This window comes from Amnibacterium sp. (genome assembly GCF_036559085.1).
Taxonomy (GTDB): Bacteria; Actinomycetota; Actinomycetes; order Actinomycetales; family Microbacteriaceae; genus Amnibacterium.
On sequence record NZ_DATBTU010000023.1, the window covers coordinates 91,305 to 117,995 of the forward strand.

Here is a 26,691-nt window from a genome sequence, read left to right on the forward strand (position 1 = left end):
GGGGTGCGCGGTCAGGCGATGCGCCGCAGCTGCGCCTCCAGCGACAGGCCGGGCGTCTCCCGGAACGCCCACTCGGGCAGCTCGCCGCGCTGCAGCCGCATCCCGAGCCAGGCGGCGAAGGCGTCGGTGGGATCCGCGGCGAGCGCCAGGTCGACGAAGGCGCCGGCGATGGACCCGCGGCCGAGCGCCCACTCGAGCCACGCGGCGCAGCCGAGCAGCGGCGCCCGGTCCTCCGGCGCGAGATGCGCGAGGGCGAGCCGGATGGCGTGCAGCGCCCCCTCGATCCGCGGGACGGAAGGGCGCTGCACCTCACCACCGCCCAGGGCGGCGCTCGCGACCGCGTCCTCCTCGTCGCGCTCGAGCCACGCCCGCCGTGCGCGCTCCCCCATCCGCCTGCCCCAGGCGAGGTGCACCAGCAGGTGGTCGGCGAGCGCGGGCACCTCGGCGAAGGCGGCCAGCGCGGCGAGGCACGGGCACGGGTCGTCGGGGTCGTCGCCCTCGTGGCTGGTGAGCACGCCCTCGAGCAGCCGGGCGGTGTCGAGCCCGATCTCCGCGCGATCGACGAACGGCACCGCGCCGATGCCGAACGCCGCACCACGGAGACCCGCGGCGGGCTCGAAGCCGTGGATCCGGCCACCCGGGCCGGCTGACCTCGTGCGCCACGCGGTCAGCAGCTCCGCGAAGGCGGCCCGGGCGGCGTCGCTCACCTCCGGGAGCCGGACCTCCGCCGCGGGGTCGACCAGCTCGTGCTCGTCGGTGCGGAGCTCGGTGAGCGACCGCTGCTCGCCGCCGGGGATCCGCCCCCAGCCGTCGGCGGCGACGCAGAGGGCGTCCCTCACCGTCAGGCCGGCCGACTTCGCGTGGACGGCGAGGAAGGCGACCACCTCGACGGCGGCGTCCGCGTAGGACGCGTCGGTGTAGACGACCGGCACGACCCCGTCGACCTGCTCGACGCGGCAGAGCATGCCGACGAGATGGCGGGCGAGGGCGTCGAGCCGGTCGGGGTCCGTGGTGGTCGGCAGGTCGAACCGCATCGCGGATCCGCTGCGCTTGCCGGTGAAGGCGACGAGCACGAGGCTCTCGGCGGGCCGGAAGCCGACGAGTCGGGGAACGAGGTTCAGGAGCGCGGCGGGGCCGTCCACCTTGACGATGCGGGGGTTCATGACGGGCAGCGTCGCGGTCCGGGCGACCGGCGGAGAGGACGGCGTCCCGGCCGGTGCGTCGATCGGCCGCCTCGGGCCCCTGTGGAGGGACGGAGGCCGCGTCAGTCCGCGGTGGTGAGCGCCAGGATCTCCCGGCCGGGCAACCGGTCCCGGCCGCCGAGCGCGGTCAGCTCGATCACGACGCCGACGCCGGCGACCACCGCGCCGGCGCGTTCGAGCAGCTCGCAGGTGGCGCCGACCGTGCCGCCGGTGGCGAGCACGTCGTCGAGGACGAGCACCCGTGCGCCGACCGGGAACTGGCCGTGGCGCAGCTCGAGCCGCGCGGATCCGTACTCGAGGTCGTAGTCGACCGTCAGCGTCTCGGGCGGCAGCTTGCCCGCCTTCCGCACGGCGAGCACACCGCTCCCGCTGGCATAAGCGGCGGCCGCGGCGAGGAGGAAGCCCCGCGCCTCGATGCCGGCGACGAGGTCGAAGCGCCCGGCGAACCCGGCGACGAGCTCGTCGGTGATCACCTTGAAGGCGGTGGCGTCGGCGAGGGTCGGCGTCAGGTCCCTGAAGAGGATCCCCGGGCTCGGGAAGTCGGGGACGACGGCGGTGAGCCGGTGGATGAGGCCGGCGGCGTCGGTCATGTGCCCCAACCTACGGTCCGCCGCGGCGTGCGGCCGTCCCGGCTGGATGCGGGTGCACCGAGCGCGCCTCCGGAGGCCCGGGATCCGGCGCCCGACGGCACATCCGCATGCAGGCGGGACGCGCCAAACGGGCTCGTAACGCGGTTCATCGCCCGGTGGTGCGGCAGTGCCGGCAGCTCGCCCGGGCGATGAACAACGCAGTCAGGATGCTCCCGCTCCGCGGATCCCGCAACCCTTCTCCGGCGCGTCGGGCCGGCGGCTCAGGCGCCGAGCAGGTCGATGACGAAGATCAGCGTGCGGCCGGAGAGCCGGTGACCGCCGCCCGCGGGACCGTAGGCGAGCTCGGGCGGCACCGTGAGCTTGCGCCGGCCGCCGACCTTCATGCCGGGGATCCCGCGCTTCCATCCCTCGATGAGGTTGTTCAGCGGGAAGGTGATCGACTGGCCGCGGCTCCAGGAGGAGTCGAACTCCTCCCCGGAGTCGTAGTCGACGCCGAGGTAGTGGACGGTGACGGTGCCGCCGGGTTTGGCTTCGGCCCCGTCGCCGGTCACGATGTCCTCGATGACGAGATCCGCGGGCGCGGGTCCCGTGGGGGGATCGAGTTCGGGCTTGCTGCTCAGATCGGTCATGTCTCCAGTCAAGCGGAAGGGCGTGAGCGGTGGCTGAGTCGCGGGCGACGCGCGGGGGCGGCCACCTCGTCGACCTCTCGCCGCTGCGGGAGAGCCCGGCGTTCGCGCGCCTCTTCCTCGGCCGGTCGATCGCGGGCATCGGCGGCCAGATGACCGTCGTCGCGGCGGGCCTGAACGTCTACGCCCTGACGCACTCGACCTTCGCCGTGTCGCTGATCGGCGTCGTCGCGCTGGTGCCCACGATCCTCGCCGGTCTCTACGGCGGGATGCTCGCGGATGCGTTCGACCGCCGGGTCGTCGCGATCGCGTCGGCCGCGGTGTCCTGGCTCGCGACGCTCGGGCTCGCCGGCCTCTCCTGGACGGGGATGCAGTCGGCGACCTCGCTCTACCTGCTCACCGCGCTGTCCGCGGTCGCGACGACGGTGCTGCTCACCACCGAGTCGGCGATCTCGCCGCGGCTGCTGCCCACCCGGCTGCTGCCCGCGGCGGCCGCGCTGAACGGGATCGGCACGGGCATCGCGGTCACCCTCGGCCCGGCCCTGGCGGGCGTGCTCGTCGCCGCGGTGGGCTTCCAGTGGTGCTACTCGATCGACGCGGTGCTGTTCGTCGCCTCGCTCGCCGGCATCCTCACCCTCCCCGCCCTTCCGCCGAGCGGCCGGGTCGACCGGCCGGGCCTGAAGTCGCTCGCGAGCGGGATGCGGTTCCTGCGGCACGCGCCGAACGTGCGGATGACCTTCCTCGTCGACATCGTCGCCATGACCTTCGGGCAGCCGCGCGTGCTGTTCCCGGCGATCGGGTCGGTGCTCCTCGGCGGCGGCTCGGTGACGGTCGGGCTGCTGTTCGCCGCGTTCGCCGTCGGCGCGCTGGCCAGCAGCGTCTTCTCCGGGCGGCTCGGCGCGGTGCGGCGGCAGGGTCTCGCGATCGAGCGGGCGATCCAGGCCTACGGCGCCTGCGTGGCCGGCTTCGGTGTGGTGCTGCTGGTCGCGACGATCGGGGACGCGGCCGGCGTCCTGCCCGGGCCGCCCGAGGTCGACGGCGGGGCGATCGCGGTCGCGGCGGTGCTGCTCGCGGGGGCGGGCGCCGCGGACAACGTGAGCGCCATCTTCCGCTCGACGATCCTGCAGGCGGCGGCCCCCGACGACGTGCGCGGACGCCTGCAGGGCGTCTTCATCGTGGTCGTCACCGGCGGCCCGCGCATCGGCGACCTCTTCACCGGGATCGTGGCGATGCTCGGCCTCCTGTGGCTGCCGCCGGTGCTCGGCGGCGTGCTCGTGATCGCGCTGGTGACGTGGCTCGCGGCGCGCAGCGGGTTCCGCCGCTACGACGCGGCGTCGCCGACGCCGTGAACGCCGTCGCCGCGGTGCTCGCCGCGCTCGGCGCCCGCATCGCCGCGGTGTCGCCGGCACCCGGACCGCTCGACCTGCTCGTGGTCGGCGTCGTCGTCGCCGCGGCGGTGCTCTGGCATCCGCTCTGGCGGCGGCTGCGGCACGGGATCACGATCGTGCACGAGGCGGGGCACGGCTTCGCGGCGACGATCACCCGGCGGCGGCTGTCGGGCATCCGCCTGCACTCGGACACCTCGGGGCTCACCGTGAGCGTCGGCCGGCCCCGCGGGCCCGGCATGGTGCTCACCCTCGCGGCCGGCTACCCGGCACCATCGGCCGCCGGGGTGCTCGCCGCCTGGGCCGTCGGCGCCGGCCACGCCGCCGCGGCGCTCTGGGCCGCCCTCGTGCTGCTGGCGCTGGTGCTGGTGCAGATCCGCAACTGGTTCGGCCTGCTGTCGGTGCTCGTCTCCGGCGCCCTCGTCGCGGCCGCGACCTGGTGGCTGGACCCGGTCTGGCGGATGCGGATCGCGCTCGCGCTCACGGCGCTGCTGCTGATCGGTGGGCTGCGGGCCGCGATCGAGCTCGGGGGCGCCCGCCGCCGCGACCGCCGCGGCACCTCCGACGCCGACCAGCTGGCCCGCATCTCCGTGCTGCCCGGCGGGGTGTGGACGGCGCTGTTCGTGCTGGCTTCGCTCCTCGCGCTCGCCGGCGGCGTGCTCCTGCTGCACCCGCCGCTCCCCCACGCCTGACGCCGGCCCCGATCGCGCCGTTCCGGAGAAATCGGGCGACACGCCGCGCCGAGGGCACCGGCGACGGCGTGTCGCGCAGGAACTCCGGAACGGCGCGATGACCCAGGCGGACGGGGCGGCGGTCAGCTCGTGAGGACCGCCCGGTCAGCGGTGATCCGGGCGAGCAGCTCCTGCTCGTCGGGCGTGCGGCCGACCCCGCGCCGCGCCTTCAGCAGCCGCTGGCGGGCGTGCCCGAGCCGGGTGGCGTCCCGGACGAAGCGGACCATCGCCTTCCGTTTGCGCCGCCGGTCGGGCTGCAGGTCGGCCCAGCGCAGGGCATGCCTGCGCCCCGTCCAGGTGGACAGCAGCGCCACCTCGTCCGCGGTGAACCAGCCGGCCTGCGCGTACTCGCCGAGGCGGGCGCGGGTGATCCGCCGCTCCCGCACGCGGACGGTCAGCACGAGCGCGGTGGCGAGCAGGAAGATCGGCACCTCCACCGTGAAGTAGTAGCCGATCGTGCTCCGCGAGGCCGAGAGGCCGCCGTTCCAGAGCGCGTGCAGGCACGCCGCGGGGATCACGCCGGCCACGAACCAGCCGAGCGAGCCGAGCCGCGACCCGCGCCCCGCGCCGAGGCCGAGCGCGAAGCCCGTGCACGCCGTGAAGAGTGCGTGGGCGAACGGCGAGAAGAGGCCCCTGGCGATGAAGATGACCGCGAAATCGGCCCCGACGCCGTGCTCCACGACGGTGCGCCCGAAGTAGAGGATGTTCTCGCTGAAGGCGAACCCGGCTGCGACGGCTGCGGCGTAGACGATCCCGTCGACGGGCCCGTCGAAGTTCCGCCGGTTGAACCAGAGCAGCAGGAGCACGCCGAGGCCCTTCGCGCTCTCCTCCACCAGCGGCGCCTGCACGATCGCCTGCAGCGCCGGGTTCGGTGTGGTCCCCTCCGTGTTCGTGACGAGCTGGACGCCGAGGTCGAACAGCAGGGCGATCGCGACCGCCACCCCGGCGCCCCAGAGCACCGCGAAGACCAGCGCGGCGCGGGGTTCCGGCTCCCAGCGGTCGATCCAGCGCACCACCGCGATCACGATCACGAAGGGCACGAGCGCGGCGATCGCGGCGATGACGACGCCGCCGGCGCCGAGCGCGCTCGTCAGGTAGACGAGCACGGCCGCGAGCGCCAGAGCCGCGAACGCGATCCCGACGGCGGCGGCGATCGCGGTGCCCACGTGGCGCGGCACCTGCGGTTCGGACCAGATCGGCTGCTGCGGCCTGGCGGGCCCGGCGAGGGTGGTCATGGCGTGCGGAACGGTCGCAAGGGCAGGCCGTGCACGGCGGTGTCGACGGCGAACACGGCCCCGGCGAGCGGCGCCGCGGCGCGGTCGGCATCCGACATGCCCTCCGCGGATGAGCAGACGAAGAGCGTTCCGCGGCGGTCGCCGCCGAAGCAGACGCCCGAGAGGCCCTTGACGGGCAGCTCGACGCGCTCGAGCTCGCGCCCCGCCGGGTCGAGCCGCAGCACGACGCCCGCGCCGTTGACGGCGGTCCAGAGGCAGCCGGTGTCGTCGAGCGCGGCGCCGTCGACGGCGTCGCCCGAGTGGAGCATCGTGAGCTCGCCCGGTCCGGACTCCGCGTCCCAGGGCGCCCGATAGATCGTCGAGACGGATGTGTCGGCCAGATACACGGTCGCGCCGTCGATCGACCACTCCAGGCCGTTGGTGATCCCGAAGCCGCCGAGGTGCACCGCGGCGCCGGACCCGGACACCCGATACCAGGCGGCGTCCGCGTCGTCGGCGTCCATCGCCCCGACGAACAGGCCGCCCTGCGGGTCGACCTTGCCCTCGTTCAGCCGCATCCTGTCGTTCGGCAGCGCCACCCGGGCGAGCTCGGCGGTGATCGTGCCGTCGATGTCGAGCAGCACGATGCGATCCTTCAGGGCGGCGACGTACCCGCCGCCCTCGGCCGGCTGGATGCACGGCAGCGGCGGGGGCAGCTCGAGGACGCGATCCTGCGAGCCGTCCACGGGGCCGTCCCCGGGAGAGACGTGCAGCAGCCCGCGTGGGATGTCGGCCCAGTGCAGGGCACCGCCGTCCCAGAAGGGGGTCTCCGAGAGCGTCGCTCCGACGTCCCGGAAGACCCGGGGCTCGCCCAGCACCACGTCGCCTGCCACTCCCCAAGTAGAGGCCCCGCGCTCTGGACGAGGTCTGGGAAAGACCGGAACGCCGACTGAGGGCTCAGCGAGGGTTCCTAGGCTGCGCCGTATGGACCTCGGGATCGAAGGAAGGATCGCGCTCGTCTTCGGCGGCGACTCCGGCATCGGCTGGCACACGGCGAGGCGGCTGCTCGACGAGGGGGCCGTCGTCGTCCTGTCGGACCTCGACCAGGAGCGCCTCGATGCGGCGGCCGGCCGCCTTGACGCGCCCGAGGGTCGGCTGCATGCCTTCACGGCCGACGTGACCGACCTCGGCAGCCTCGCGGCCCTCCGCGAGCGGATCGAGGCGGCCACCGGACCGGTCGACATCCTCGTGCAGTCGTCCGGCATCACGGGCGCGCAGGGGCTCTTCCACGAGATCGACGACGCCGGCTGGACGAGCACGATCGAGACCGACCTGCTGGGCCCGGTCCGCATCGTCACGACCTTCCTGCCGCACCTCCGCCGCGGCTGGGGGCGCCTCGTGCTGCTCGCGAGCGAGGACGCCGTGCAGCCCTACGACGACGAGATCCCGTACTGCGCGGCGAAGGCCGGCGTGCTCGCGCTGATGAAGGGCCTGTCCCGGACGTACGCGAAGGAGGGGCTCACGGTCAACGCGGTCTCCCCCGCGTTCATCCGCACGCCGATGACGGACGCGATGATGACGAAGTCGTCGGAGGAGCAGGGCATCTCCTTCGACGAGGCGGTCGAGCAGATGCTCACCGAGAAGCGGCCGTTCATGGCCATCAAGCGCCGCGGCGAGCCCGACGAGGTCGCCGCCGTGATCGCGTTCCTCGTCTCCGCGGGCGCGTCCTTCGTGAACGGCGCCAACTACCGCGTCGACGCGGGCAGCGTCGGCAGCATCTAGCGCCTCACGGCGTGGCGGTGATGCCGACGAGCCACGCACCGAGGGTCGCCGGATGCGCGTCGCCGGCGTCGATCTGCATCAGGACCATCGCCGGCTGGACGGCGGCGAGCAGCACCGGGAGCGCGAAGGCGAGCCCGATCAGCAGCCGCCGCGACTGCCGCGGCCACCAGAACGGCGAACCGCCCGACTCCTCCGCGAGGCGCCCCAGCACGCGCGTGGCGACGACCACCGCCGCGAGGGCGAGCGGCACCCAGACGGTCGGGTGCGCGTGCACCGTCACCGGCAGGCCGGAGCCGCCGAGCGCCCGGCTGAACGACCAGCAGGTCGACAGCAGGTAGAGCAGCGCGACGCCGATCGCGAGCGGCCAGAGCCGTTCCCCGCGCCGCGCGGCCTTGAACAGCCGCTCCGCCTGCAGGTCGATGGGCTCGCTGGACACCTCGGGATGATCCCACCGGATGCTCGGAACCCTCCCAGGTTCGGGGCGCCCCCTCAGCGGCCGAGCACGAGCGACGTCTCGAGCATCAGCGCGTGCACGAACGCCTGCGGCAGGTTGCCGCGCAGCTGCCGCCGCTGCACGTCGAACTCCTCCGAGAAGAGGCCCGGCGACCCGGCGGCGGCGCGGTTGCGCTCGAACCAGCGGAACGCCTCGACGTCGCGGCCGAGCGCGTCCTGGGCGAGGGCGACCATGAACCCGCAGAGCAGGAACGCCCCCTCCCGCTCGCCGAGCGGCCGGTCGCCGTGCTGGAACCGGTAGGCGTAGCCGTCGGTGGTGAGGTCGTCGAGCACGCGCTGCAGCGTCGCGACGGTGCGCGGGTCGTCGGGCGGGAAGGCGCCGCGCACCGCGGGCATGAGCAGCGCGGCATCAGTGCCGTCCGTGTCGGGATGCCGGCGCCAGTAGCCCTCGGGGTGCAGGCTGCGGTCGGTGGTCGCCGCCGCGATCCGGTCCGCGACCTGCAGGTACCGCGCGGCCTCGGCGGCCCCGTGCTCCTTCGCCATCGCACGGAGGCCCGCCACGCAGATGAGCCGCGACTCCGTCCACCACCGCGGCTCGATCTCCCAGAGTCCCGCGTCGGGCTCCTCCCAGCGGTCCGCGATCGCCTGCTTCGCGATGTTCGCCGCGGTGCGGCCGTCGGAGTGCAGCAGGCCCATCCGCTCGCCGGCGGCGAGCAGCAGGAGGCTCTCGCCGAACGCGTCGAGCTGGAACTGCCGGTGCGCGCGGTTGCCGGCGACCGACCGGCCGCCCGGGTAGCCCGGCAGGGTGAGCTGCTCCTCGTCGGGCATCGCCTCGCCGTAGCTCGTGTAGACGGGCTTGAGGTTCGGGCCGTCCTCGAGCAGCCGCGCCGTGACGAAGTCGAGGGCGGGCTGCAGCAGCACGGTCGACTCGGCCGCGGCGTCTGCGAGGCCGGCGTAGCACTGGTCGCGGATCCAGGTGTACCGGTAGTCGTAGTCGCGCTCGCCGCCGATGTTCTCCGGGAGGCTCGTCGTCGCCGCGGCCACCATCCCGTTGCCGTGCGAGGTGAGGCCGCACAGCACCGCGTACGCCTGCTGTGCGTCCCGCGGAGCGACGGAGCGGTCCATCGCGGGCACCCTGGTGCGCCAGGCGTCCTCGGTCGCCGCCCACGCGACGTCGGCGCGCAGCGGCTCGTCCGGCAGGTGGGAGCCGAGCTCGAGCACGAGGTCGCGCTGCGCGCCGGAGCCGAGCACGAGGGTGAGGCGCAGCACGCCGTCGCGGCCCGGCTCGGCGTCCGCAAGGCCGCTGAGCCGCCACCGCAGCCCGTCGGGGAGGCGGCCGTGCCAGACCCCGCTCTCGTCGCGCCGCACGTCGCGGGACCGGTGCCGGCCGTAGTGCCCGTGCACGTCGAGCTCGATCTCGACCGCCACCTCGCCGTCGGTCGCGTCGATGCGCCGCAGCAGGGTCAGCGAGTCCTTGTTCGACGGCAGGGCGAGCGCGTCGATGACGTCGACGGCGGCGCCCCGCCCCTTCCAGCTGCTGCGGAAGATCAGCGACCCGGGCTCGTAGCTGCCGCTCCACACGCTCGTCGCCTGCGGCCGCACCGCGAAGGTCCCGCCGCCGCCGAGCAGGTGCGCGAAGACCGCCGGGCTCTCCCAGCGCGGCGCGCAGAGCCACGCGACGTTGCCGTCCGGCGAGAGCACGGCACCGCGCTCGCCGTCCGCGAGCAGGGCGAGGTCCCGGACGGAATGCGCGGCGAGCGGAGGCTGGGTCACGCGTCCAAGAACACCTTGCCGGGGTTGAGGATCCCCTGGGGATCGAACGCGGCCTTGATCCGTCTCGAGAGGGCGGTGACCTCGGGCCCGAGCTCGTCCTCGAGCCAGCGGCGCTTCAGCACGCCGACGCCGTGCTCACCGGTGAGCGTGCCGCCCAGCTCGATCGCGGTCCGGAACATCGCCTCCGCGGCCTCCCAGACGACGTCCGGATAGGTGCCGGGCTCATGCGCCAGCCCGGGCGGGATGACGAGGTTCGGGTGCAGGTTGCCGTCGCCCGCGTGCGCGACGGTCGGGATCGGCAGCCCGTACTCGGCACTGATCCGCTCGATCGCCGCGAACATCGCGGGCAGCCGGGTGCGGGGCACGGCGACGTCCTCGATCAGCACCTGCCCGAGCCGTTCGAACGCCGGATGGGCGCTCCGGCGCACCTGCAGCAGCCGCTCGCCCTCCGCCTCGTCCGCCGCGAGCTCCGGCACGCCGCCGGCGGCCTCGATCAGCCGCACGACCGCCCGGCCCTCCTCCGCCGCGGCCGCCCCGTCGGTCTGCACGAGCAGGAACGCGCCGCGGCCGGCGAGCGACGGCATCCCCGGCACGTCCGCCAGGTAGGCGTCGATCGCGACGCAGCTCGCCGCGTCGAGCAGCTCGAGGGCGGCGCAGCGGATGCCGGCGGCCGTGATCGCCGCCGCCGCCGCGGCCGCCTCGACGACGGTCGGGAAGCCCGCGCCCACCGTGATCACCGAGTCGGCGCTCCGCCGGCGCAGCTTCAGCGTCGCCTCGACGACGACCCCGAGGGTGCCCTCCGAGCCGATGAGCAGCGCGGTGAGGTCGTAGCCGGTGACGCCCTTCACGGTGCGATGCCCGGTGCGCACGAGAGTGCCGTCCGCGAGCACGACGGCGAGGGCGAGCACGCTCTCGCGGGTCACCCCGTACTTCGCGCAGAGCAGGCCACCGGCGTTCGTGGCGATGTTCCCGCCGACGGTGGAGATCGCGCGGCTCGCCGGGTCCGGCGGCCACCAGAGGCCGTGCGGGGCGAGCGTCGCCGCGAGGTCGTCGGTGACGACGCCCGGCTGCACGATCGCGAGCTCGTCGGCGGCGTGGATCTCGAGCACCCGGTCCATCGCCGCGACGTCGACCACGAGGGTGCCCGCGGTGCCGACCGCGCCGCCCGCGAGGCCGGTACCGGCGCCGCGCGGCACGACGGGGATCCCGTGCTCCGACGCGATCCGCATCGCCGCCTGCACGTCCTCGGTGCTGCGGGCGCGGACCGCCCCGAGCGGCGTCTCCGGCGTCGTCCAGCCGCTCTTGTCGGTGCGGTACTCGGCGAGCGCCGCCGGGTCGCCGGTGAAGGCGGGGCCGAGCTCCGCTGCGAGCCGATCGAGCGCGTCAGGAACCGCCATCCGATCAGCCTAGATACCCTGTGCGGCCATGGAGTCGAAGCAGGACGGCGGGGACCGGCGGGACGCGATCCCGGATGACGGCCGCGACGAGACCGAGGCCGAGCGGCTCGACCGCAACTGGAACGCGCTCCTGCAGGAGCTGCGGGTGCTGGAGACCGGCACGCAGATCCTCACCGGCTTCCTGCTGACGGTGGCCTTCCAGCAGACGTTCGCGAAGCTCGAGCCGGACGAGGTCGCGATCTACCTCGTCACCGTCTCCCTCGCGGCGCTCGCCACCGTGCTCGTGCTCTCCCCCGTCGCGATCCACCGCGGGCTCTTCCGCCAGCACCGGATGTCGGTGCTCGTGCGCTGGACGGACCGGATCGTGCGCGCCGTGCTCGCCGTCGCGGGGCTCGCGATCGTCGGCGTCGCCGTGCTCGTGTTCCGGGTGGCCGCCGGCCCGGCCGCCGCGATCGTCGCGGGCATCGCGATGCTCGTCGTCATCGCCTCCGCCTGGGTGGCGCTGCCGCTCGGCCTGCGGCGCAGCCGGGACTGACTCAGCCGGCCTCGGGGTGCGCCCGCGCCACGACCGGGCCGGCGAGGTTCGGCGTCCCGGCGTGCGCCACGGCCGCCAGCAGCGACGAGGCGGCCCGCGCCAGGGTGCGGTAGGCGGCGTCGGCGACCGCCGCCTCCGGGCTCATCGCGTCGATGCCCCGCGACTCGAGCGCGTCCGTCACCGCACCGGCGGCGAGCAGGTCCTCCGCGGCGAACCGGACGCCCGCCCCGCGTGAAGCACCGGCCGCGATCAGGGCCACCATCGTGCGCCGCTGCAGGCGCTCCTGCAGCGCGAGGATCCACTCGGCGGTCGCGACGGCGCCCGCGATGCCGGTGGTGACGACCGCCGGGCCGCCGGGCAGCGCCTCGAGGGGCGCCGGCCCCGCGTCGAGGGCGTCGAGCCAGACGAGCACGTCCGCGTCGTCGGCGACCGCGGCCGCCCCCGGGACGCCCCAGTCGAACCGGACCTGGTAGCGCTGCTGCTCCGTCACCGTCCGATCATGCACCGCGCTTGGCGGGGGTCCTCCTCCGCTTGTCCGACGCCTCGCGGTTCGCCGCGACGGATCGCCGGAGCGCCTCCATGAGGTCGATCACGTCGCCGTCGCCCTCGTCCGGCTGCTTGCCGAACGTCGCCTCCGTGTCGACGGACTCCCCGTGCTCGAGCTTCGCGTCGACCAGCTGCTTCAGCTGCACCTGGTACTCGTCCGTGTAGTCGGCGGGCGAGAAGTCCGACTCGAAGCTGCGGACCAGCGACTCCGCCATCTCGAGCTCGCGCTGCTGGATGCGGATGTCGGTCTTCAGCGACGGGAAGTCGGCGGCCCGCACCTCGTCGTCCCAGAGCAGCGACTGCAGCAGCAGCACGTCGCCGTGCACGCGCAGGGCGCCGAGCCGCGTCTTCTGGCGCAGCGTGAACTGCACGATCGCGATCCGGTCGGCCTTCTGCAGCACGCGCTTCAGCAGCACGTACGACCGCGGGCTCTTCGAGTCGGGCTCGAGGAAGTAGCTCTTGTCGAGTCGGATGGTGTCGACCTGCTCGCTCGGCACGAACTCGACCACGTCGATCTCGCGGCTCGCGGCGCTCGGCAGCGACTTCAGGTCCTCGTCGGTGATCACGACGGTGCGGTCGCCGGCGTCGTAGGCACGGTCGATGTGCTCGTAGTCGACGATGCGGCCGCAGATCTCGCAGCGTCGCTGGTAGCGGATCCGCCCGCCGTCGGCATCGTGCACCTGGTGCAGCGGGAGGTCGTGGTCCTCGGTGGCCGCGTAGAGCTTCACGGGCACGTTGACGAGACCGAAGGTGATGGCACCGCGCCAGATGCTGCGCACGAGTGGGTCCTCCCAAGTGGGTAGTGCCTGGTGGAGGGCCAGTATGGCCCCGATCACGGTGTTCCCGCAGGTGGACTCAGCGATTCAGGAGGCACACAGGCCACGCTCATCCCATGGCCGGACGGGACTCGGACCGGCGCGTCGTCGACGTCGACGGGCGCCGCGTCACGCTCACGCACCTCGACAAGGTGCTCTACCCGGCGACCGGCTTCACCAAGGGCGACGTGCTCGCCTACTACGCCGAGGTCGCCGACGCGCTCGTGCCGCTCGCCGCCGGGCGGCCGGTGACCCGGAAGCGGTGGCCCGACGGGGTCGGCACGGCGGATGCGCCGGGCTCGGTGTTCTTCGTCAAGAACCTCGAGAGCCACGCCCCCGACTGGATCGAGCGACGCGGCATCCCCGAGGAGTCGCGCCGCAACGTCTACCCGCTGCTGAGCGACCGCGCGACCCTCACCTGGCTCGCGCAGCAGGCGACGCTCGAGGTGCACGTGCCGCAGTGGCGGTTCGCGCCGGACGGCACGGCCGGCCACCCCGACCGGCTCGTGCTCGACCTCGACCCCGGCGATGGCGCGGGCCTGCCCGAGTGCGCGGAGGTGGCGCGGCTCGTCCGGCCGATCCTCACGGCGATGGGCCTGACCGCGGTGCCGGTGACGAGCGGATCGAAGGGCATCCACCTCTACGCCGCCCTCGACGGGCGCTGGAGCTCCGACCAGGTGACGGACGTGGCGCACGAGCTCGCCCGCGCGCTCGAGGCGGACCATCCCGACCTCGTCGTCTCGGACATGAAGAAGACGCTCCGCACCGGCAAGGTGCTCGTCGACTGGAGCCAGAACCGCGCGGCGAAGACGACGCTCGTGCCCTACTCCCTGCGTGGGACGGTCGTGCCGGCGGCAGCGGCGCCGCGCACGTGGGAGGAGCTCGACGAGCCGGACCTCGCGCAGCTGTCGCCGGACGAGGTGCTCGACCGGCTGCACCGCGGGGTGGATCCCCTGACCGTGCTGCATCCGGCCGACGGTGCCGGGTCGAGCGAGGACCGGCTCGCCCGCTACCGCGCGATGCGCGACCCCGTGCGGACGCCCGAACCCGGTGTGGCGGTGGAGCCGCCGTCGGTCGGCGCCGGGAACGCGTTCGTCATCCAGGAGCACCACGCCAGGCGGCTGCACTGGGACTTCCGGCTCGAGCGCGACGGGGTGCTCGTCTCGTGGGCGCTCCCCCGCGGCGTGCCGGGGCTCGGCGAGCGGAACCACCTCGCGGTGCACACGGAGGACCATCCGCTCGACTACGGCTCCTTCGAGGGCGTGATCCCGAAGGGCGAGTACGGCGGCGGCTCGGTGTCGATCTGGGACGCCGGCACCTACTCGGCCGAGAAGTGGCGCGACGACGAGGTCATCGTCACGCTCACCGGGCGGGACGGCGGCGGGCTCGGCGGCGAGCCGGCCCGGGTGGCGCTGCTGCGCACCGGCCAGGCGCCGGCGGGCGCCCACGACGCGGAGCAGGCCGGCGGCGAGCATTCGGGCGAGCAGTGGCTGATCCACCGGATGGCGCTCGAGTCGGCCCCCGACCTGAAGCACCGGCCGGAGGGCGATCCGCTCCCCCGGCCGATCGCGCCGATGCTCGCGAGCGCCGGGCAGCGGCCGATGCCGTCGGAGCGGTGGTCCATCGAGATGAAGTGGGACGGCGTGCGGGCCATCGCCGAGGTCGGCCCGGACGGCGTCACCCTGACCAGCCGAAACGAGCTCGACCTCACGGCGACGTACCCGGAGCTCGCGGCCCTCGCCGGCGCGATCGCTACGGGGTCGGCGGTGCTCGACGGGGAGATCGTCGCCCTCGATGAGGCCGGGCGGCCGAGCTTCGCCCTGCTGCAGCAGCGGTTCGGGCTCACGCGGCCGGGCGACGTCGAGCGGGTGCGGCGCACCGCGCCCGTCCGGCTGTTCCTCTTCGACCTGCTGGAGCTCGACGGCGCCGGGATCACGGACCGCCCGTACGCGCAGCGCCGGGCCCTGCTCGAGCGGCTCGTCACCCGCGGCGGCCCGATCGAGGTGCCCCCGGTGATCGCCGAGGCCACCGGTGAGGACCTCGCGCCGGCGGTGGACGACGCGATGGCGACCAGCCTGCGGCTCGGGCTCGAGGGCGTCGTCGCGAAGCGCACCGACGGCCCGTACCGGCCCGGCGCCCGCGGCGGCGACTGGCTGAAGCTGAAGCACGACCGCGCGCAGGAGGTCGTCGTCGGGGGCTGGAAGCCGGGCGCCGGGCGCCGTGAGCGCGGCATCGGCGCCCTGCTGCTCGGGGTGCCGGACGACGACGGGCTCGCCTACGTCGGCAAGGTGGGCACCGGCTTCACCGACGCGGACCTCGACGCGATCGGCGAGCGCCTCGCCGGCCGGGAGCAGGCGGCCTCCCCGTTCCTCGACGTGCCGCGGCCGGATGCGCGCGACGCGCATTGGGTGACGCCCGACCTCGTCGCCGAAGTACGCTTCGCGGAGTGGACGGCCACCGGCCGGCTCCGCCAGCCCAGCTGGCGCGGCTGGCGACCGGACAAGCGGCCCGCGGACGTGATCCGGGAGCAGTGAGGCGGCCGGTGCCATGGCGGATCCGGGAACGAGGGGCGACGGCCGGGACGACCGCGGCCTGCTCACCGCCGCCGAGTGGCGGCACGTCCTCCGCCGCACCTGGCTCGGCTTCGTGAAGCACCGCGGCGTCGACGCCGCGGCCGCCCTCACCTACCTGTCCTTCCTCGCGCTGTTCCCGATCGCGCTGTCCGCGGTGTCCGCCCTGGCGCTGCTCATCCGCCGGCCGGAGGCGGACGACACGATCCTCGCGGTGATGGCGGCCGTCGCACCGCCGTCCGGCGTCGCCGCGCTGCGCGAGCCGCTGCAGGCGCTCGCGACCATCCCCCTGCCGGGCCTCGCGCTCGCGGTGGGCGTGCTGCTCACGGTGTGGGCCGTCTCCGCGTACGCCGCATCCTTCGGCCGGGCGCTGAACGCCCTGTACGGCGTCGAGGAGGGCCGCGCGCTCGTCAAGGTGCGACTGACGATGCTGCTGCTCGCCGTACCGCTCACCGCGGGCGGCGCCGTGGTGGCGGCGATCGTGCTCACCACCCCGCGCCTCGGCAGGGCGGTCGAGGCCACCGCATCCCTCGGCGACGCCCTCGGCAGCGGCTGGCAGGTCCTCAAGTGGCCGCTGCTGCTCGTGGTCCTCGTGCTCATGCTCGGCGCTCTCTACCGGTGGACGCCGAACGTGCGCCGCCACCGCGGGCCGATCAGCTGGGGACCGGGGATCGCGATCCTCGGCTGGGCGATCACCAGCGGCGCGTTCGCGATCTACGTCACCCGACTCGGCCGGTTCAGCGTCTACGGCTGGATGACCGGCGCGCTCGTCATCACGCTCTACCTGTTCCTGTCGAACCTCGTGCTCGTGCTCGGCGCGAGCCTCGACATCGAGGTCGTGCGGATGCACCAGATCCGCGCGGGCGTGCCGGCGGAGGAGCACCTCGCGGTCGTCGTGCGCGACGCCCACCGCAGCACGAGCCTCGCGGAGCGGATGGCGCGCGCCGAGGCCGAGAGCCGGGAGCTCCGCATCGCCGCCGAGGCCCGCCGCATCCGCCCGCCCCGCCGGCCGCGCGTGCCCGACTGACATCCCGCGGCTGCGCTGCATCCGGGCGTGATCCGTCATTCCGGGCGCGAAAAGACGCCCGGAATGACGCGAGGCGCCCGGATTCGGGGCGGGGTCAGGGGCGCGGTCAGGGGGATGGGTAGCGTCCGGGCCATGACAGCACGCCAGGGCGACCCCGACCTCCCGACCGAGGAGGAGGTCGCGAGCGACTTCAGCACCCCCGCGGATCCGGATGTGGAGACCGGCGCGGAGCCGGATCAGCCCGCCTGACTCACGAAGGCGGCCAGCCCGCACCGAACCGTCCTCGGTAGGTTGCAGGCATGGGGATGCTCGAGATCCGGAACGGGGACGACGCCCCGGCGAGGCTGACCGCGTGGATGGCCGGGCAGCGGTGGTTCGCGAACGGCGCGCCCGATCCGCACCTCACGGTGATCGGCTCCTTCGACCTGCACGACCGCGACCTCGTCTCCCGCACCTATCTCGTGCAGGACCACTCGCCCGACGCCGCGGCGCTCTACCAGGTGCCGCTCGCGGAGCGTCCCGGGGCCGAGGACGGCGTCGAGCTCGGCGACTCGGTCGTGGTCGACGGCCCGCGCGACGCCCGATGGGCCGCGGCGCTGCTCGAGCTCGCGCTCGGCGGCGGCACCGCGGGTGAGGAGAGCGGCGTCTCCGCCCTCGGCACCCGCCTCGGCTGGCTCGGGCCGCCGCCCGCGGTCACCGGGGCGAAGGTGCTCTCGGGCGAGCAGTCGAACACCTCCGTCATCATCCGCACCGCGACGCCCGACGGCGGCGTGGGGCCGACCGTGATCATGAAGGTCTTCCGGGCGCTGCACCACGGCGAGAACCCCGACGTCGTGCTGCAGTCCGCGATCGCCGGGGCAGGGTCCCGCCGCGTGCCCGCGACCTACGGCGCCGTGCTCGGCGAGTGGCCGGACGTCGGCCGCCCCGACGGCCGCGCCCGCGGCCACCTCGCCGTCGCGCAGGAGTTCCTCGCCGACACCGAGGACGCCTGGCGGGTCGCGCTGTCCGCCGCCCGCGCCGGCATCGACTTCACCGCCCAGGCCCGCGACCTCGGCGCCGCGACCGCCGAGGTGCACCAGGTGCTCGCGGACGTGCTGCCGACGGTGCCGGCCGACGACGCCACGAAGCGCGCCCTGCTCGACGGGATGCGGGCGAGGGCCGGGCAGGCCGTCCGCGCCGTGCCGTCCCTGGCCGGATCCGAGGCGCTGATCGACGCCGTGCTGTCCGCCGCCGAGGCCGACGACTGGCCGCCCTTCCAGCGCATCCACGGCGACTACCACCTCGGCCAGGTGCTCTCCGCCCCCGGCCGCGGCTGGGTGCTGCTCGACTTCGAGGGCGAGCCGCTGCGGCCGATGGCCGAGCGCAGCGAGCCCGACTCGCCCCTCCGCGACGTCGCCGGGATGCTCCGCTCGTTCGACTACGTCGCCGGCACGCTCGAGCTCGAGGACGACGACCCGTCCGGCCGCGCGTGGGCGGACGCCGCCCGCGCCGCGTTCCTCGACGGCTACGCCGCCGAGCTCGGCCAGCCGCTCGCCCCGCACGCCCGCCTCCTCGCCGCCCTCGAGCTCGACAAGGCGCTCTACGAGTGCGTCTACGAGGTCCGCAACCGCCCGGCGTGGCTCCCCATCCCGGAGCGCGCCGTCTCCCGCCTCGTCTGAAGGAGCCCTGTGACCGACCTCGTCCCCCCCACCGCCGACCGCCGTCCGTCGGAGCGCACCCACCACGGTGACACCGTCGTCGACGAGTACGAGTGGCTGCGCGACAAGGACGACGCCGCGGTGCTCGAGCACCTCACGGCGGAGAACGCCTACACGGACGAGCGCCTCGCAGGCCTCGAGCCGCTGCGGCAGGCGATCTTCGACGAGATCAAGGCGCGTACGAAGGAGACCGACCTCTCCGTGCCCACCCGTGAGGGCGACTGGTGGTACTACAGCCGCACGCAGGAGGGCTTCCAGTACGCCCGCCACCACCGGGCGCCGGTCGCCGGGCCCGACGACTGGACGCCGCCGCGGCTCGAGGGCGACGTGCCGGGCGAGCAGCTGCTCCTCGACGACAACGCGGAGGCGGACGGCCACGACTTCTACGCGCTCGGCAGCTTCGACATCTCCCTCGACGGCACCCGGATGCTCTGGGCCGTCGACACCGAGGGCGACGAGCGCTACACGCTGTTCGTGAAGGACCTGACGACCGGTGAGCGCTTCCCCGACGTGATCGCGGGCACGATGCCCGGCGCCCTCTTCGCGCCGGACGGGTTGTCGCTCTACTACACGACGTGCGACGACGCCTGGCGGCCGGACACGGTCTGGCGGCACGAGCTCGGCTCGACCGGCCAGGACGAGCAGGTCTTCACGGAGGAGGACGAGCGCTACTGGGTCGGCATGGGCATGACCCGCAGCCGCCGCTACCTCGAGATCGGGGTCGGCTCGAAGATCACGAGCGAGTCGTGGCTGCTCGACACGCAGCATCCGGAGGCCGGCTTCCGTCTCGTCTGGCCCCGCCGCGAGGGCGTCGAGTACTCGGTCGAGCACGCGGTGCTCGACGGCGAGGACCTTCTGCTCGTGCTGCACAACGACGGGGCGGAGAACTTCGAGCTCGTCGCCGTGCCGCCGTCGGACCCGTCCGCGACCCCGCGGGTGCTCATCCCGCACCGCGAGACGACGCGGCTCGAGGACGTGGACGCGTTCGCCGGCTTCGTCGCCGTCTCCTACCGGCGGCACGGCCTCGCCCGCGTGGGCCTGCTGAGCCGCGACCCGGAGCGCGAGGACGAGATCGAGGAGATCGAGTTCGACGAGCCGCTGTTCACCGCCGGCCTCGGCGGCAACCCGGAGTGGGAGCAGCCGACGCTGCGGATCGGCTTCACCTCGATGGTGACCCCGTCGACCGTGTTCGACTACGCGGTCGCGTCGAAGCATCTGCGGCTGCTGAAGCAGCAGCCGGTGCAGGGCGGCTACGACCCTCTGCAGTACGTGCAGCGCCGCGAATGGGCGACCGCCGAGGACGGCACGCAGATCCCGATCTCCCTGGTCGGGTCCGCGGCCCTGTTCGGTGCGCCGGAGCGGCCCGCGCCGATGCTGCTCTACGGGTACGGCTCGTACGAGGCGAGCATCGACCCGTCGTTCTCGATCGCGCGGCTGTCGCTGCTCGACCGGGGCGTCGTGTTCGCGATCGCGCACGTCCGCGGCGGCGGCGAGATGGGCCGGCGCTGGTACGAGGAGGGCAAGACCCTCGCGAAGCGGAACACGTTCACCGACTTCGTCGCGGCCGCCCGGCACCTCGTCACCGAGGGCTACACGAGCCCCGACCGGCTCGTCGCGGAGGGCGCCTCCGCGGGCGGCCTGCTGATGGGCGCGGTGGCGAACCTCGCGCCGGACCTGTTCGCCGGCATCCATGCGGGCGTGCCGTTCGTGGATCCGCTCACCTCGATCCTCGACCCGTCGCTGCCGCTGACGGTCATCGAGTGGGACGAGTGGGGCGACCCGCTGCACGACCCGGACGTGTATGCCTACATGAAGGCGTACTCGCCGCTCGAGAACGTGGGCGACCACCCGTATCCGCGGATCCTCGCCACGACGAGCCTCAACGACACCCGCGTGCTCTACGTGGAGCCCGCGAAGTGGGTGGCGCGGCTCCGCGAGGTGGGTGCGGACGTGCTGCTGAAGATCGAGATGAGCGCGGGGCACGGCGGCGTCAGCGGCCGGTACGCGGCCTGGCGGGAGCGCGCGTTCGAGCTCGCGTGGATCCTCGACGTGCTGGGGCTCGCCTGACCTGTCCGCCTCGAGACCGGGCCCGCGCAGCCCGAGGCCGTCGCGATGTACCGCGCCCACGGCTACGTGCACACGCCCGAGGTCGCGCACTGGCCGAGCCGCCTGGCGTTCGAGAAGGGGCTGCCGCCCGTGGACTGAACCGGCTCCGGGACCTACGCGTCGAAGGCGGTCCCGCAGCCGCTGCAGGTGAACGACCTCGTGTCGGCGTGCACGTCGACGACGTTCATCTCGCGGCAGTCCGCGATCGGGCAGGTACCGTGCACGGTCACGGATGCCGATCCGGGATCGTGCAGCTGCTGCAGCGAGTGCCGCGCCCGGCCGACCGCGTCCACCATGGTGCCCTTGTCCGTCATGGATGCCTCCTCCGTACTCGCGGGAACGGTACGGGGGCTCGGGAAGCCGCGTCTATGCCACCGGGCGTGGCGAAGAGCAACCCCTTGCGGATGCACAGGTTCGTCGTCAGCACCCGAACGGCTGCCACGCGGGCCGACGGGCCACTTCGGGCGTTCCGGGCGTCCGAAGACGCCCATGAGTGTCCGAAACCGCCCGGGCCGGGCCGGTGCCCGTGGTGCGGGGCAGCGGGGCGCGTCAGCGCAGGGCGTCGGTGAGCAGGCCGATCAGCGCGTCGAGCTGCACCGACGTCTCCGCCTGCACCTCGCTGTCGTCGCCGTCGAGCGCGCGGGCCGCGAGCGATGCCTTCGCGTCGACGAGCTCCGCGATCTTCGCGTCGATCGTGTGCGCCGCGATGATCCGCCACGCGGTGACCGGCTCGTCCTGGCCGATGCGGTGCGTGCGGTCGATCGCCTGCTGCTGCTCGGCGGCGGTCCACGAGAGCTCCGCGAGCACCACGTTGGAGGCGACCTGCAGGTTGAGGCCGACGCCCGCCGCGGTGAGCGAGCAGACCGCCGCCTTCACGCCCGGGTCGGTGAGGAAGGCGTCCACCTCGCGCTGCCGCTGCTGCGCGGTCTGGTCGCCGCGGATCGAGATGCTGCGGATGTCGCGGCGCGCGAACGTCGCCTCCGCCTGGTTCATCACGTCGATGTGCTTCGCGAACAGCACCACCTTGCCCACGCTGCGCGCGAGCTGCGTGGCGTAGTCGGCGGCGAGCACCGCCTTCGCCTGGCCGATCTTCCGCACCATCGTGAAGATGTTCTCGCCGGTCGTCGCGGCCCGGGACTCCTCGAGCTCCGCCTCCGCGACCATGCGGATGAGGCCGGCGCGCTCCTCGTCCGTGGTGGGCTTCCGCGCCGAGACGAGCGCGCGGTAGCGGGAGACGAGGCGCTGGGCGAGCTCGCGCTCGGCCTGCTTGATGGAGCGGCCGAGGTCGTCATCGAGCTCGACGGGCAGGTCCACCACGCGCTTGGCGGGCAGGTCGGCGGCGACGTCGATCTTGCGGCGGCGCACGATGCCCATGTCGATGACGGCCTGACGGGCCGCGGGCAGGAAGCCGGGGTCGGCCGGCGTGAGGCCGGTCTCCTCGAGCGCTGCCATGAGCTCGGGCCGCGGCTTCGTGTCGTCGATCCAGCCGAGGAACTGCCAGATCGCCTTGAAGTCCTCGGTGCTGTTGATCACCGGCGTGCCGGTGAGGGCGAGCAGCAGCGGGTCGTGGCGGCGCTCGCGGAGCGCGGCCGCGAGCGAGAGCACGAGCTTCGAGCGCTGCGAGCCGAGGTTCTTGATGAAGTGCGCCTCGTCGACGACCATGCCCTTGAAGCCGAGCGTCTTCAGCCAGCCCGCGTGCCGGTCGAGCACCTCGTAGTTGACGATCACGACGTCGGCGAAGGCGTCGAGGTCCTCACCGTCGCCGTGGATGACGGTGGCGGTGCGCTGCGGGGTCCACATCGCGACCTCGCGGGCCCAGTTCATCTTCACGACGTTCGGCACGACCGCGAGCAGCGGGTACGCGTCGGCGACGTTCGCGGCGATGAGGCTCTGCGCGGTCTTGCCGAGCCCCGGCTCGTCGGCGAGCAGGAACGTGCGGTGACCCTGCGCGACGGACTCGATGAGCTCGGCCTGGTGGTGCATCAGCGGCTTGCCGGGCGGCGCCCAGCGCGGCTTCGCCTGCGGCTCCGGCAGCTCCATGCTGGTGACGGATCCGCCGCGCTCGAACGCGCGGAACAGCGGGCCGAGCAGCTCCCAGTTGGAGAGCCGCCGTGTGAGGTGCGGGGTGGTGCCGAGCGCGAAGTCCGGCGCGAGGAACGGGTTCGCCAGCTGGCGGGCGCGCACGGAGACGGGCAGCACCTGGCGCTCGGCGAACGGGTCGGCGGGGCCGGCGATCGCCGGGGCCTCCTCCTCGGGCACGTCGTAGCCGGCCTCCTCGAGCATCCGCCGCTTCAGCGAGCGGGCGGCGTCGGACGGCTGGTGGCCCGGCTCGAGCAGCGCGATCAACGAGGTGTCCCGCGCAGCCGTCTTCGCGAGGATCGTCGCGACGCCGTCGAGCCGCTTCAGCGTCTCGGCGCGCGCCTCCTCGCTCATGTCGGGGTCGGTCTTCGCCCTGGCGCGCTCCTCGCGGACGAGCACCGCGATCACCTGGAACTTCGTGCGGCCGGAGGGGCTCACGGGGCCGCGCGACGCGGCGGTCTCCACCTCCCGCACGGCGCGAGCGAGCACCGGGATGAGCCCCGTGTTGTCGAAGGGGCCCTTCTTGGGCGTGCGGGTACGGGTGGCGGTCGCCGTGGGTCGAGCCAAGCTGGTCTCCTGAAGGCACATCCGAGCCCTGGCCGACGGCCGGGCGAGACGGATCATGGGGTGGTGCGGGGCGGCCGTGGGAGTTCACGCGGGTGCCCGTCTGAGTCCGGGCGACCCGCCTGCCGAGATAAGGATCCGGCCGCGAGGCCTCAGTGTACCGCGCCAGGATCGGCGTGTCGTTCCGGCGCGCCGCCCCAGTCCGCGGGGTCGGCGAATCGTGCCAGACCACCCCGCGCGCCGCCCTCCAGCACGGCTCCGTCGGGGGCGAACCGGCTGCCGCAGACGGGGCAGTCCCACGAGTGCTCGACGTCGTTCCAGGCGAGCGCCCCGCCGAGGCGGGTGCAGACGCCGGAGACGCTGCGCACGACCCCGTCGACCCGGCTGGTGGCCGTGATGCCGCGGTCGGTGCGGTGCACGATGCCCTGGCCCTCGGCGAGCAGCCGCCGGTCGGTGGCCGTGATCCGCAGGGGCGTGACGACGCGGCGCGCCGCGGCGGCGGCGTCCGCCGAGATGCCGATCCGCCCGCTCCTCGGCCTCGTGACGCGGCGGCCGATGGTCGACGCCCAGTCCTGCTTCGGCTCCTGCGCGATCTCCCGGACGATCCGCAGGGCGGCGGCCGTGCCGTGCGTCAGGCCCCAGCCGTCGAACCCCGTGGCGAAGCGCACCCGGCCGAGCGACAGCGGCAGCAGGCCGGCGAACGCGATCGGGTTGAACGGGCGGTAGTCCTGGCCGCTCCAGGCCGCGTCCTGCGTGAAGCCGGGCAGATGCGTCGCGGCGAACCGCTCGACCACGGCGAGGTGCCGCGACTCCGGCTGGTCGACGCCGGTCGGATGCGCGCCGCCCTGCACCGTGACCCCGCCGTCCGCGGCGGTCGCGACCGTCGTGCTGCCGGACGCCGTGAGCGAGGTGAGGATCGGCGCCGACGGATCCGGCACCGTGCCGTGCACCGCGAGGATGCGGTACGACTGCGTCTTGAAGGCGTAGAGGCCGCGGTCGAGGATCGGCGTGCCGGTGGCGAGCACGACGGAGTCGGCCGCCCACTCCCCGCCGGCCGTGATCACCCGGCTCGATCCCGTCGGTCGCACGTCGACGTCGATCACCCGCTCGCCCTCGTGGATGGCGACGCCGAGCCCACGGGCCTGCGCGGCGAGCGCGTCGAGCAGCGCGCGCGGATCGAGCAGCAGCTGGCCGGGCAGGCGCAGCGCGCCGTGCGCGGGCACCGGCAGGTCGGGGCGGCGCAGCTTCTCGACGGCGAGGCCGGCGCGCCGGGCCGCGAGGTGCTCGTCGTCGATGCGGCGGGTCGCCGCCGGGTCCCCCGCGACGAGGTAGGCGTCGCGGCGCTCGAACGGCACGGACCGCTCCTGAACGAACCGCTCGAGGAAGGCGAAGCCGTCGGCGTTCGCGCGACGGTACGCGGCGGCGTTCTTCGCGGCCGTCTCGCCCTGCATCCGCCGGTACGCGGTGCCGTGCAGCTGGCTCACGATGCCGGCGGAGCGGCCGGTGGAGCCGCCGCCGACGGGCTCGGCGGTGAGCACGGTGACCGGGATGCCGCGCTCGGCGAGCTGCACCGCGGTGACGAGGCCCACGATCCCGGCGCCGACGACGAGGACCGTGGGACCGGGATGCGCCATGAGAGGGAACGCTACCCGGCGCCCCCGACGCCGACCCGCCCGTTCCCTACGCTGAGCCCGTGACGGATCCGCGCGTGCAGCTGTCCGAGGAGGTCGCCGACGCCCTCGCCGAGGGCCGGCCCGTGGTCGCCCTCGAGTCGACGATCATCAGCCACGGACTCCCCCGCCCGCACAACCGCGAGGCGGCGGCGGAGTTCGAGGCGGTGCTCCGCGGCGCGGGCGTCGTGCCCGCGACGATCGCCGTGCTCGACGGGGTGCCGCGCGTGGGCATCGACGAGGCCGGGCTCGACCGGATCGCGGGCGAGGAGCTGGCGAAGGCCTCCGTCCGCGACCTGCCCGTGCTCGCCGCCCGCGGCGGCAGCGCCGCCACGACCGTCGCCGCGACGATGCGGCTCGCCGCCCTCGCCGGCGTGCGGGTCTTCGCGACCGGCGGCCTCGGCGGGGTGCACCGCGGCTTCGCGACCACCTTCGACGAGTCCGCGGACCTCGGCGCGCTGGCCGCGTATCCGGTCGCCGTGGTGTGCGCCGGCGTGAAGAGCGTGCTCGACATCGGGGCGACGCTCGAGCGCCTCGAGACCCTGTCGGTGCCGGTCGTCGGCTACGGCACCGACGAGTTCCCGAGCTTCTGGCTGCCGGACAGCGGGCATCCGCTCGACTGGCGGGTCGACTCCCCCGAGGAGGTCGCGGCGATCCTCACGGCGCAGGACGCGCTCGCGCAGCCGGGCGCGACGCCCGGCCTGGTGCTCGCGAACCCCGTGCCCGCCGACGCGGCCTGGAACCGCGCCGACCACGACCGGGTGCTCGCGCAGGCGTTCGCGGCGGCGGACGCGGCGAAGGTGCGGGGCAAGGCGGTCACCCCGTTCCTGCTCGCCTTCATCGTCGACGCGTCGGGCGGCACCTCGCTCGAGGTCAACCTGGCGCTCGCCCGCAACAACGTCGCCGTGGCCGGCCGCGTCGCCACCGCCTACGCCGCCTCCGCATGATCCGGCCGCGGGTGCTCGTCGTCGGCGACGTCATCGACGACGTCCTCGTGCGGCCGGACGGCCCGATCCGGCACGGCACGGACACCCCGAGCACCATCGAGCGGCTCCCGGGCGGCTCGGCGGCGAACACCGCCTGCTGGATCGCCGCCTGCGGCGTCGACGCGAGCGTGATCGCCACCGTCCACCACGACGACCTCCAGCGGCACGCGGCGGTGCTCGACGAGGCCGGCGTGACCCCGTTCCTCACGGCGTCCGACACCCCGACCGGCACGATCGTCGTGCTGACCGACGGCGCCGAGCGCACGATGCTCACCTCCAGAGGCGCGAATGTCGAGACCGGCCCGGATGCGGTTCGATCCGACCTCCTCGTCGAGCACACGCGGCTGCACCTCACCGGGCACGTCGTCACCGGACCCGACCGCGACGACGGATGGCGGGCCCTCTTCGCGCGCGCCGCACACCTCGGCCTGCACGTCTCGATCGACCCGGGCTCGACGGGCCTGCTCGCCGCGTACGGGCCGGAGCGCTTCCGGCGCCTGGTCGCCGGCTGCGAGCTGCTGCTCCCCGGCCGTGAGGAGGCCGAGCTCCTGAGTGGCGAGTCCGACCCGATGCGGGCGGCCGAGGTGCTCGCCCGCGATCACGCGACGGTCGTCGTGAAATGCGGCCAGGACGGCGCCGTCGCCGTCAGCGGGGACCACGTGCTCGTGGCCACCGCGGCCCCCTCGACACCCGTCGACGTGACGGGCGCGGGCGACGCCTTCGCCGGTGCGCTGCTGGCGTCCCTCGCTCGGGGGGCAACGCTCGACGACGCGCTGCGGATCGCGACGGAACGGGCCGCGGACGCGGTCGGAATCCTCGGCGCGCGGCCCGCCTGAGACCGGAATCCTCCGCGGAGGACGACGATTCGTGTTCACACGACGGTCACCGTGGGTCCAACCCGGCGCCCGATCCGCGACGAATCCCGATACGTACGATGCGGTAC

23 protein-coding genes are annotated in these 26,691 nt (G+C 74.3%); 10 read left to right on the forward strand and 13 right to left on the reverse strand.

Annotation, left to right across the window (positions count from 1 at the left end):
* Positions 1-11: 11 nt before the first annotated feature.
* From VIG76_RS04245 to VIG76_RS04255, 3 genes are all read right to left on the reverse strand, one after another.
* Entirely contained in the window at positions 12-1,163 is a 1,152-nt protein-coding gene (locus VIG76_RS04245; protein WP_331951377.1) for a DUF4192 family protein, read from the reverse strand.
* A gap of 101 nt (positions 1,164-1,264) precedes the next feature.
* Positions 1,265-1,792 (reverse strand): adenine phosphoribosyltransferase, encoded by a 528-nt coding sequence (locus VIG76_RS04250; RefSeq protein ID WP_331951379.1) that lies wholly within the window; start codon positions 1,790-1,792, stop codon positions 1,265-1,267.
* A 260-nt stretch (positions 1,793-2,052) separates the two neighbouring features.
* On the reverse strand, positions 2,053-2,421 hold the full coding sequence (locus VIG76_RS04255; protein ID WP_331951381.1) for an FKBP-type peptidyl-prolyl cis-trans isomerase: 369 nt from the start codon (positions 2,419-2,421) through the stop codon (positions 2,053-2,055).
* Positions 2,422-2,450: 29 nt separating this feature from the next.
* Here VIG76_RS04255 and VIG76_RS04260 point away from each other — a divergent pair, with 29 nt between their 5' ends.
* Entirely contained in the window at positions 2,451-3,767 is a 1,317-nt protein-coding gene (locus VIG76_RS04260; RefSeq protein ID WP_331951383.1) for an MFS transporter, read from the forward strand.
* Entirely contained in the window at positions 3,764-4,495 is a 732-nt protein-coding gene (locus tag VIG76_RS04265; RefSeq protein ID WP_331951385.1) for a M50 family metallopeptidase, read from the forward strand. Before VIG76_RS04260 ends, VIG76_RS04265 begins: the two co-directional genes overlap by 4 nt.
* A 122-nt stretch (positions 4,496-4,617) precedes the next feature.
* Here VIG76_RS04265 and VIG76_RS04270 read toward each other — a convergent pair whose 3' ends face one another.
* Both VIG76_RS04270 and VIG76_RS04275 read right to left on the reverse strand, forming a co-directional pair.
* Positions 4,618-5,769 carry a PrsW family intramembrane metalloprotease gene (locus tag VIG76_RS04270; RefSeq protein ID WP_331951387.1) on the reverse strand — a complete coding sequence of 384 codons (1,152 nt, stop codon included), beginning with the start codon at positions 5,767-5,769 and terminating at the stop codon, positions 4,618-4,620.
* A complete protein-coding gene (locus VIG76_RS04275) occupies positions 5,766-6,641 on the reverse strand; it encodes an SMP-30/gluconolactonase/LRE family protein (RefSeq protein ID WP_331951389.1) in 876 nt (291 codons plus the stop codon). Before VIG76_RS04275 ends, VIG76_RS04270 begins: the two co-directional genes overlap by 4 nt.
* Before the next feature lie 91 nt (positions 6,642-6,732).
* Between VIG76_RS04275 and VIG76_RS04280 the strand changes: the two genes are divergently transcribed.
* Positions 6,733-7,530: an SDR family NAD(P)-dependent oxidoreductase gene (locus VIG76_RS04280; RefSeq protein WP_331951391.1), complete on the forward strand. Its 798-nt coding sequence runs from the start codon at positions 6,733-6,735 to the stop codon at positions 7,528-7,530.
* 4 nt (positions 7,531-7,534) lie between these two features.
* On the opposite strand, the gene VIG76_RS04285 is transcribed toward VIG76_RS04280, so the two are convergent.
* The 3 genes from VIG76_RS04285 to VIG76_RS04295 are packed head-to-tail and all read right to left on the reverse strand — an operon-like array spanning position 7,535 to position 11,153.
* Positions 7,535-7,966: a hypothetical protein gene (locus VIG76_RS04285; RefSeq protein ID WP_331951393.1), complete on the reverse strand. Its 432-nt coding sequence runs from the start codon at positions 7,964-7,966 to the stop codon at positions 7,535-7,537.
* Between the two features lie 53 nt (positions 7,967-8,019).
* Positions 8,020-9,756, reverse strand: coding sequence for a glycoside hydrolase family 15 protein (locus VIG76_RS04290; RefSeq protein ID WP_331951395.1), 1,737 nt, complete (start codon positions 9,754-9,756; stop codon positions 8,020-8,022).
* Positions 9,753-11,153, reverse strand: a complete 1,401-nt coding sequence (locus VIG76_RS04295) for an FAD-binding oxidoreductase (RefSeq protein ID WP_331951397.1) — start codon at positions 11,151-11,153, stop codon at positions 9,753-9,755. Before VIG76_RS04295 ends, VIG76_RS04290 begins: the two co-directional genes overlap by 4 nt.
* Positions 11,154-11,181: 28 nt before the next feature.
* On the opposite strand from VIG76_RS04295, the gene VIG76_RS04300 reads away from it, so the two are divergent.
* Positions 11,182-11,688 (forward strand): DUF6328 family protein, encoded by a 507-nt coding sequence (locus tag VIG76_RS04300; protein WP_331951399.1) that lies wholly within the window; start codon positions 11,182-11,184, stop codon positions 11,686-11,688.
* A 1-nt stretch (position 11,689) separates the two neighbouring features.
* On the opposite strand, the gene VIG76_RS04305 is transcribed toward VIG76_RS04300, so the two are convergent.
* Both VIG76_RS04305 and ku read right to left on the reverse strand, forming a co-directional pair.
* Positions 11,690-12,178 carry a hypothetical protein gene (locus VIG76_RS04305; protein ID WP_331951401.1) on the reverse strand — a complete coding sequence of 163 codons (489 nt, stop codon included), beginning with the start codon at positions 12,176-12,178 and terminating at the stop codon, positions 11,690-11,692.
* 7 nt (positions 12,179-12,185) lie between these two features.
* Positions 12,186-13,013, reverse strand: a complete 828-nt coding sequence (ku, locus tag VIG76_RS04310) for a non-homologous end joining protein Ku (RefSeq protein ID WP_331951403.1) — start codon at positions 13,011-13,013, stop codon at positions 12,186-12,188.
* 113 nt (positions 13,014-13,126) lie between these two features.
* Here ku and VIG76_RS04315 point away from each other — a divergent pair, with 113 nt between their 5' ends.
* The 4 genes from VIG76_RS04315 (at position 13,127) to VIG76_RS04330 (ending at position 20,410) form a co-directional block, all read left to right on the forward strand.
* Positions 13,127-15,583, forward strand: coding sequence for an ATP-dependent DNA ligase (locus tag VIG76_RS04315; protein WP_331951405.1), 2,457 nt, complete (start codon positions 13,127-13,129; stop codon positions 15,581-15,583).
* A gap of 13 nt (positions 15,584-15,596) precedes the next feature.
* Positions 15,597-16,646 (forward strand): YihY/virulence factor BrkB family protein, encoded by a 1,050-nt coding sequence (locus VIG76_RS04320; protein WP_331951407.1) that lies wholly within the window; start codon positions 15,597-15,599, stop codon positions 16,644-16,646.
* Between the two features lie 299 nt (positions 16,647-16,945).
* The gene (locus VIG76_RS04325; protein WP_331951409.1) at positions 16,946-18,304 is read left to right on the forward strand and encodes a maltokinase N-terminal cap-like domain-containing protein; all 1,359 of its coding nucleotides are present in this window, start codon (positions 16,946-16,948) and stop codon (positions 18,302-18,304) included.
* 9 nt (positions 18,305-18,313) lie between these two features.
* Positions 18,314-20,410, forward strand: coding sequence for a S9 family peptidase (locus VIG76_RS04330; RefSeq protein ID WP_331951411.1), 2,097 nt, complete (start codon positions 18,314-18,316; stop codon positions 20,408-20,410).
* Between the two features lie 152 nt (positions 20,411-20,562).
* On the opposite strand, the gene VIG76_RS04335 is transcribed toward VIG76_RS04330, so the two are convergent.
* The 3 genes from VIG76_RS04335 to VIG76_RS04345 all read right to left on the reverse strand — a co-directional run bounded on the left by VIG76_RS04335 (position 20,563) and on the right by VIG76_RS04345 (position 24,726).
* Entirely contained in the window at positions 20,563-20,763 is a 201-nt protein-coding gene (locus tag VIG76_RS04335) for a hypothetical protein (RefSeq protein WP_331951413.1), read from the reverse strand.
* A gap of 235 nt (positions 20,764-20,998) precedes the next feature.
* Positions 20,999-23,116 carry a DEAD/DEAH box helicase gene (locus VIG76_RS04340; RefSeq protein ID WP_331951415.1) on the reverse strand — a complete coding sequence of 706 codons (2,118 nt, stop codon included), beginning with the start codon at positions 23,114-23,116 and terminating at the stop codon, positions 20,999-21,001.
* A gap of 128 nt (positions 23,117-23,244) precedes the next feature.
* The gene (locus tag VIG76_RS04345) at positions 23,245-24,726 is read right to left on the reverse strand and encodes an FAD-dependent oxidoreductase (RefSeq protein WP_331951417.1); all 1,482 of its coding nucleotides are present in this window, start codon (positions 24,724-24,726) and stop codon (positions 23,245-23,247) included.
* Positions 24,727-24,785: 59 nt separating this feature from the next.
* Between VIG76_RS04345 and VIG76_RS04350 the strand changes: the two genes are divergently transcribed.
* Positions 24,786-25,709, forward strand: coding sequence for a pseudouridine-5'-phosphate glycosidase (locus VIG76_RS04350; protein WP_331951419.1), 924 nt, complete (start codon positions 24,786-24,788; stop codon positions 25,707-25,709).
* Positions 25,706-26,584 carry a carbohydrate kinase family protein gene (locus VIG76_RS04355; protein WP_331951421.1) on the forward strand — a complete coding sequence of 293 codons (879 nt, stop codon included), beginning with the start codon at positions 25,706-25,708 and terminating at the stop codon, positions 26,582-26,584. Before VIG76_RS04350 ends, VIG76_RS04355 begins: the two co-directional genes overlap by 4 nt.
* The last annotated feature ends 107 nt before the right edge of the window (positions 26,585-26,691 follow it).

What these genes read in the sequence shown, in the direction of transcription:
- VIG76_RS04355 (WP_331951421.1), top strand. Translation starts at nt 25,706, where the DNA reads ATGATCCGGCCGCGGGTGCTCGTCGTCGGCGACGTCATCGACGACGTC.
- VIG76_RS04345 (WP_331951417.1), bottom strand. Translation starts at nt 24,726, where the DNA reads ATGGCGCATCCCGGTCCCACGGTCCTCGTCGTCGGCGCCGGGATCGTG.
- VIG76_RS04300 (WP_331951399.1), top strand. Translation starts at nt 11,182, where the DNA reads ATGGAGTCGAAGCAGGACGGCGGGGACCGGCGGGACGCGATCCCGGAT.
- VIG76_RS04245 (WP_331951377.1), bottom strand. Translation starts at nt 1,163, where the DNA reads ATGAACCCCCGCATCGTCAAGGTGGACGGCCCCGCCGCGCTCCTGAAC.
- VIG76_RS04255 (WP_331951381.1), bottom strand. Translation starts at nt 2,421, where the DNA reads ATGACCGATCTGAGCAGCAAGCCCGAACTCGATCCCCCCACGGGACCC.
- VIG76_RS04320 (WP_331951407.1), top strand. Translation starts at nt 15,597, where the DNA reads ATGGCGGATCCGGGAACGAGGGGCGACGGCCGGGACGACCGCGGCCTG.
- VIG76_RS04325 (WP_331951409.1), top strand. Translation starts at nt 16,946, where the DNA reads ATGGGGATGCTCGAGATCCGGAACGGGGACGACGCCCCGGCGAGGCTG.
- VIG76_RS04270 (WP_331951387.1), bottom strand. Translation starts at nt 5,769, where the DNA reads ATGACCACCCTCGCCGGGCCCGCCAGGCCGCAGCAGCCGATCTGGTCC.
- VIG76_RS04250 (WP_331951379.1), bottom strand. Translation starts at nt 1,792, where the DNA reads ATGACCGACGCCGCCGGCCTCATCCACCGGCTCACCGCCGTCGTCCCC.
- VIG76_RS04295 (WP_331951397.1), bottom strand. Translation starts at nt 11,153, where the DNA reads ATGGCGGTTCCTGACGCGCTCGATCGGCTCGCAGCGGAGCTCGGCCCC.
- VIG76_RS04340 (WP_331951415.1), bottom strand. Translation starts at nt 23,116, where the DNA reads ATGTGCCTTCAGGAGACCAGCTTGGCTCGACCCACGGCGACCGCCACC.
- VIG76_RS04280 (WP_331951391.1), top strand. Translation starts at nt 6,733, where the DNA reads ATGGACCTCGGGATCGAAGGAAGGATCGCGCTCGTCTTCGGCGGCGAC.
- VIG76_RS04315 (WP_331951405.1), top strand. Translation starts at nt 13,127, where the DNA reads ATGGCCGGACGGGACTCGGACCGGCGCGTCGTCGACGTCGACGGGCGC.
- VIG76_RS04335 (WP_331951413.1), bottom strand. Translation starts at nt 20,763, where the DNA reads ATGACGGACAAGGGCACCATGGTGGACGCGGTCGGCCGGGCGCGGCAC.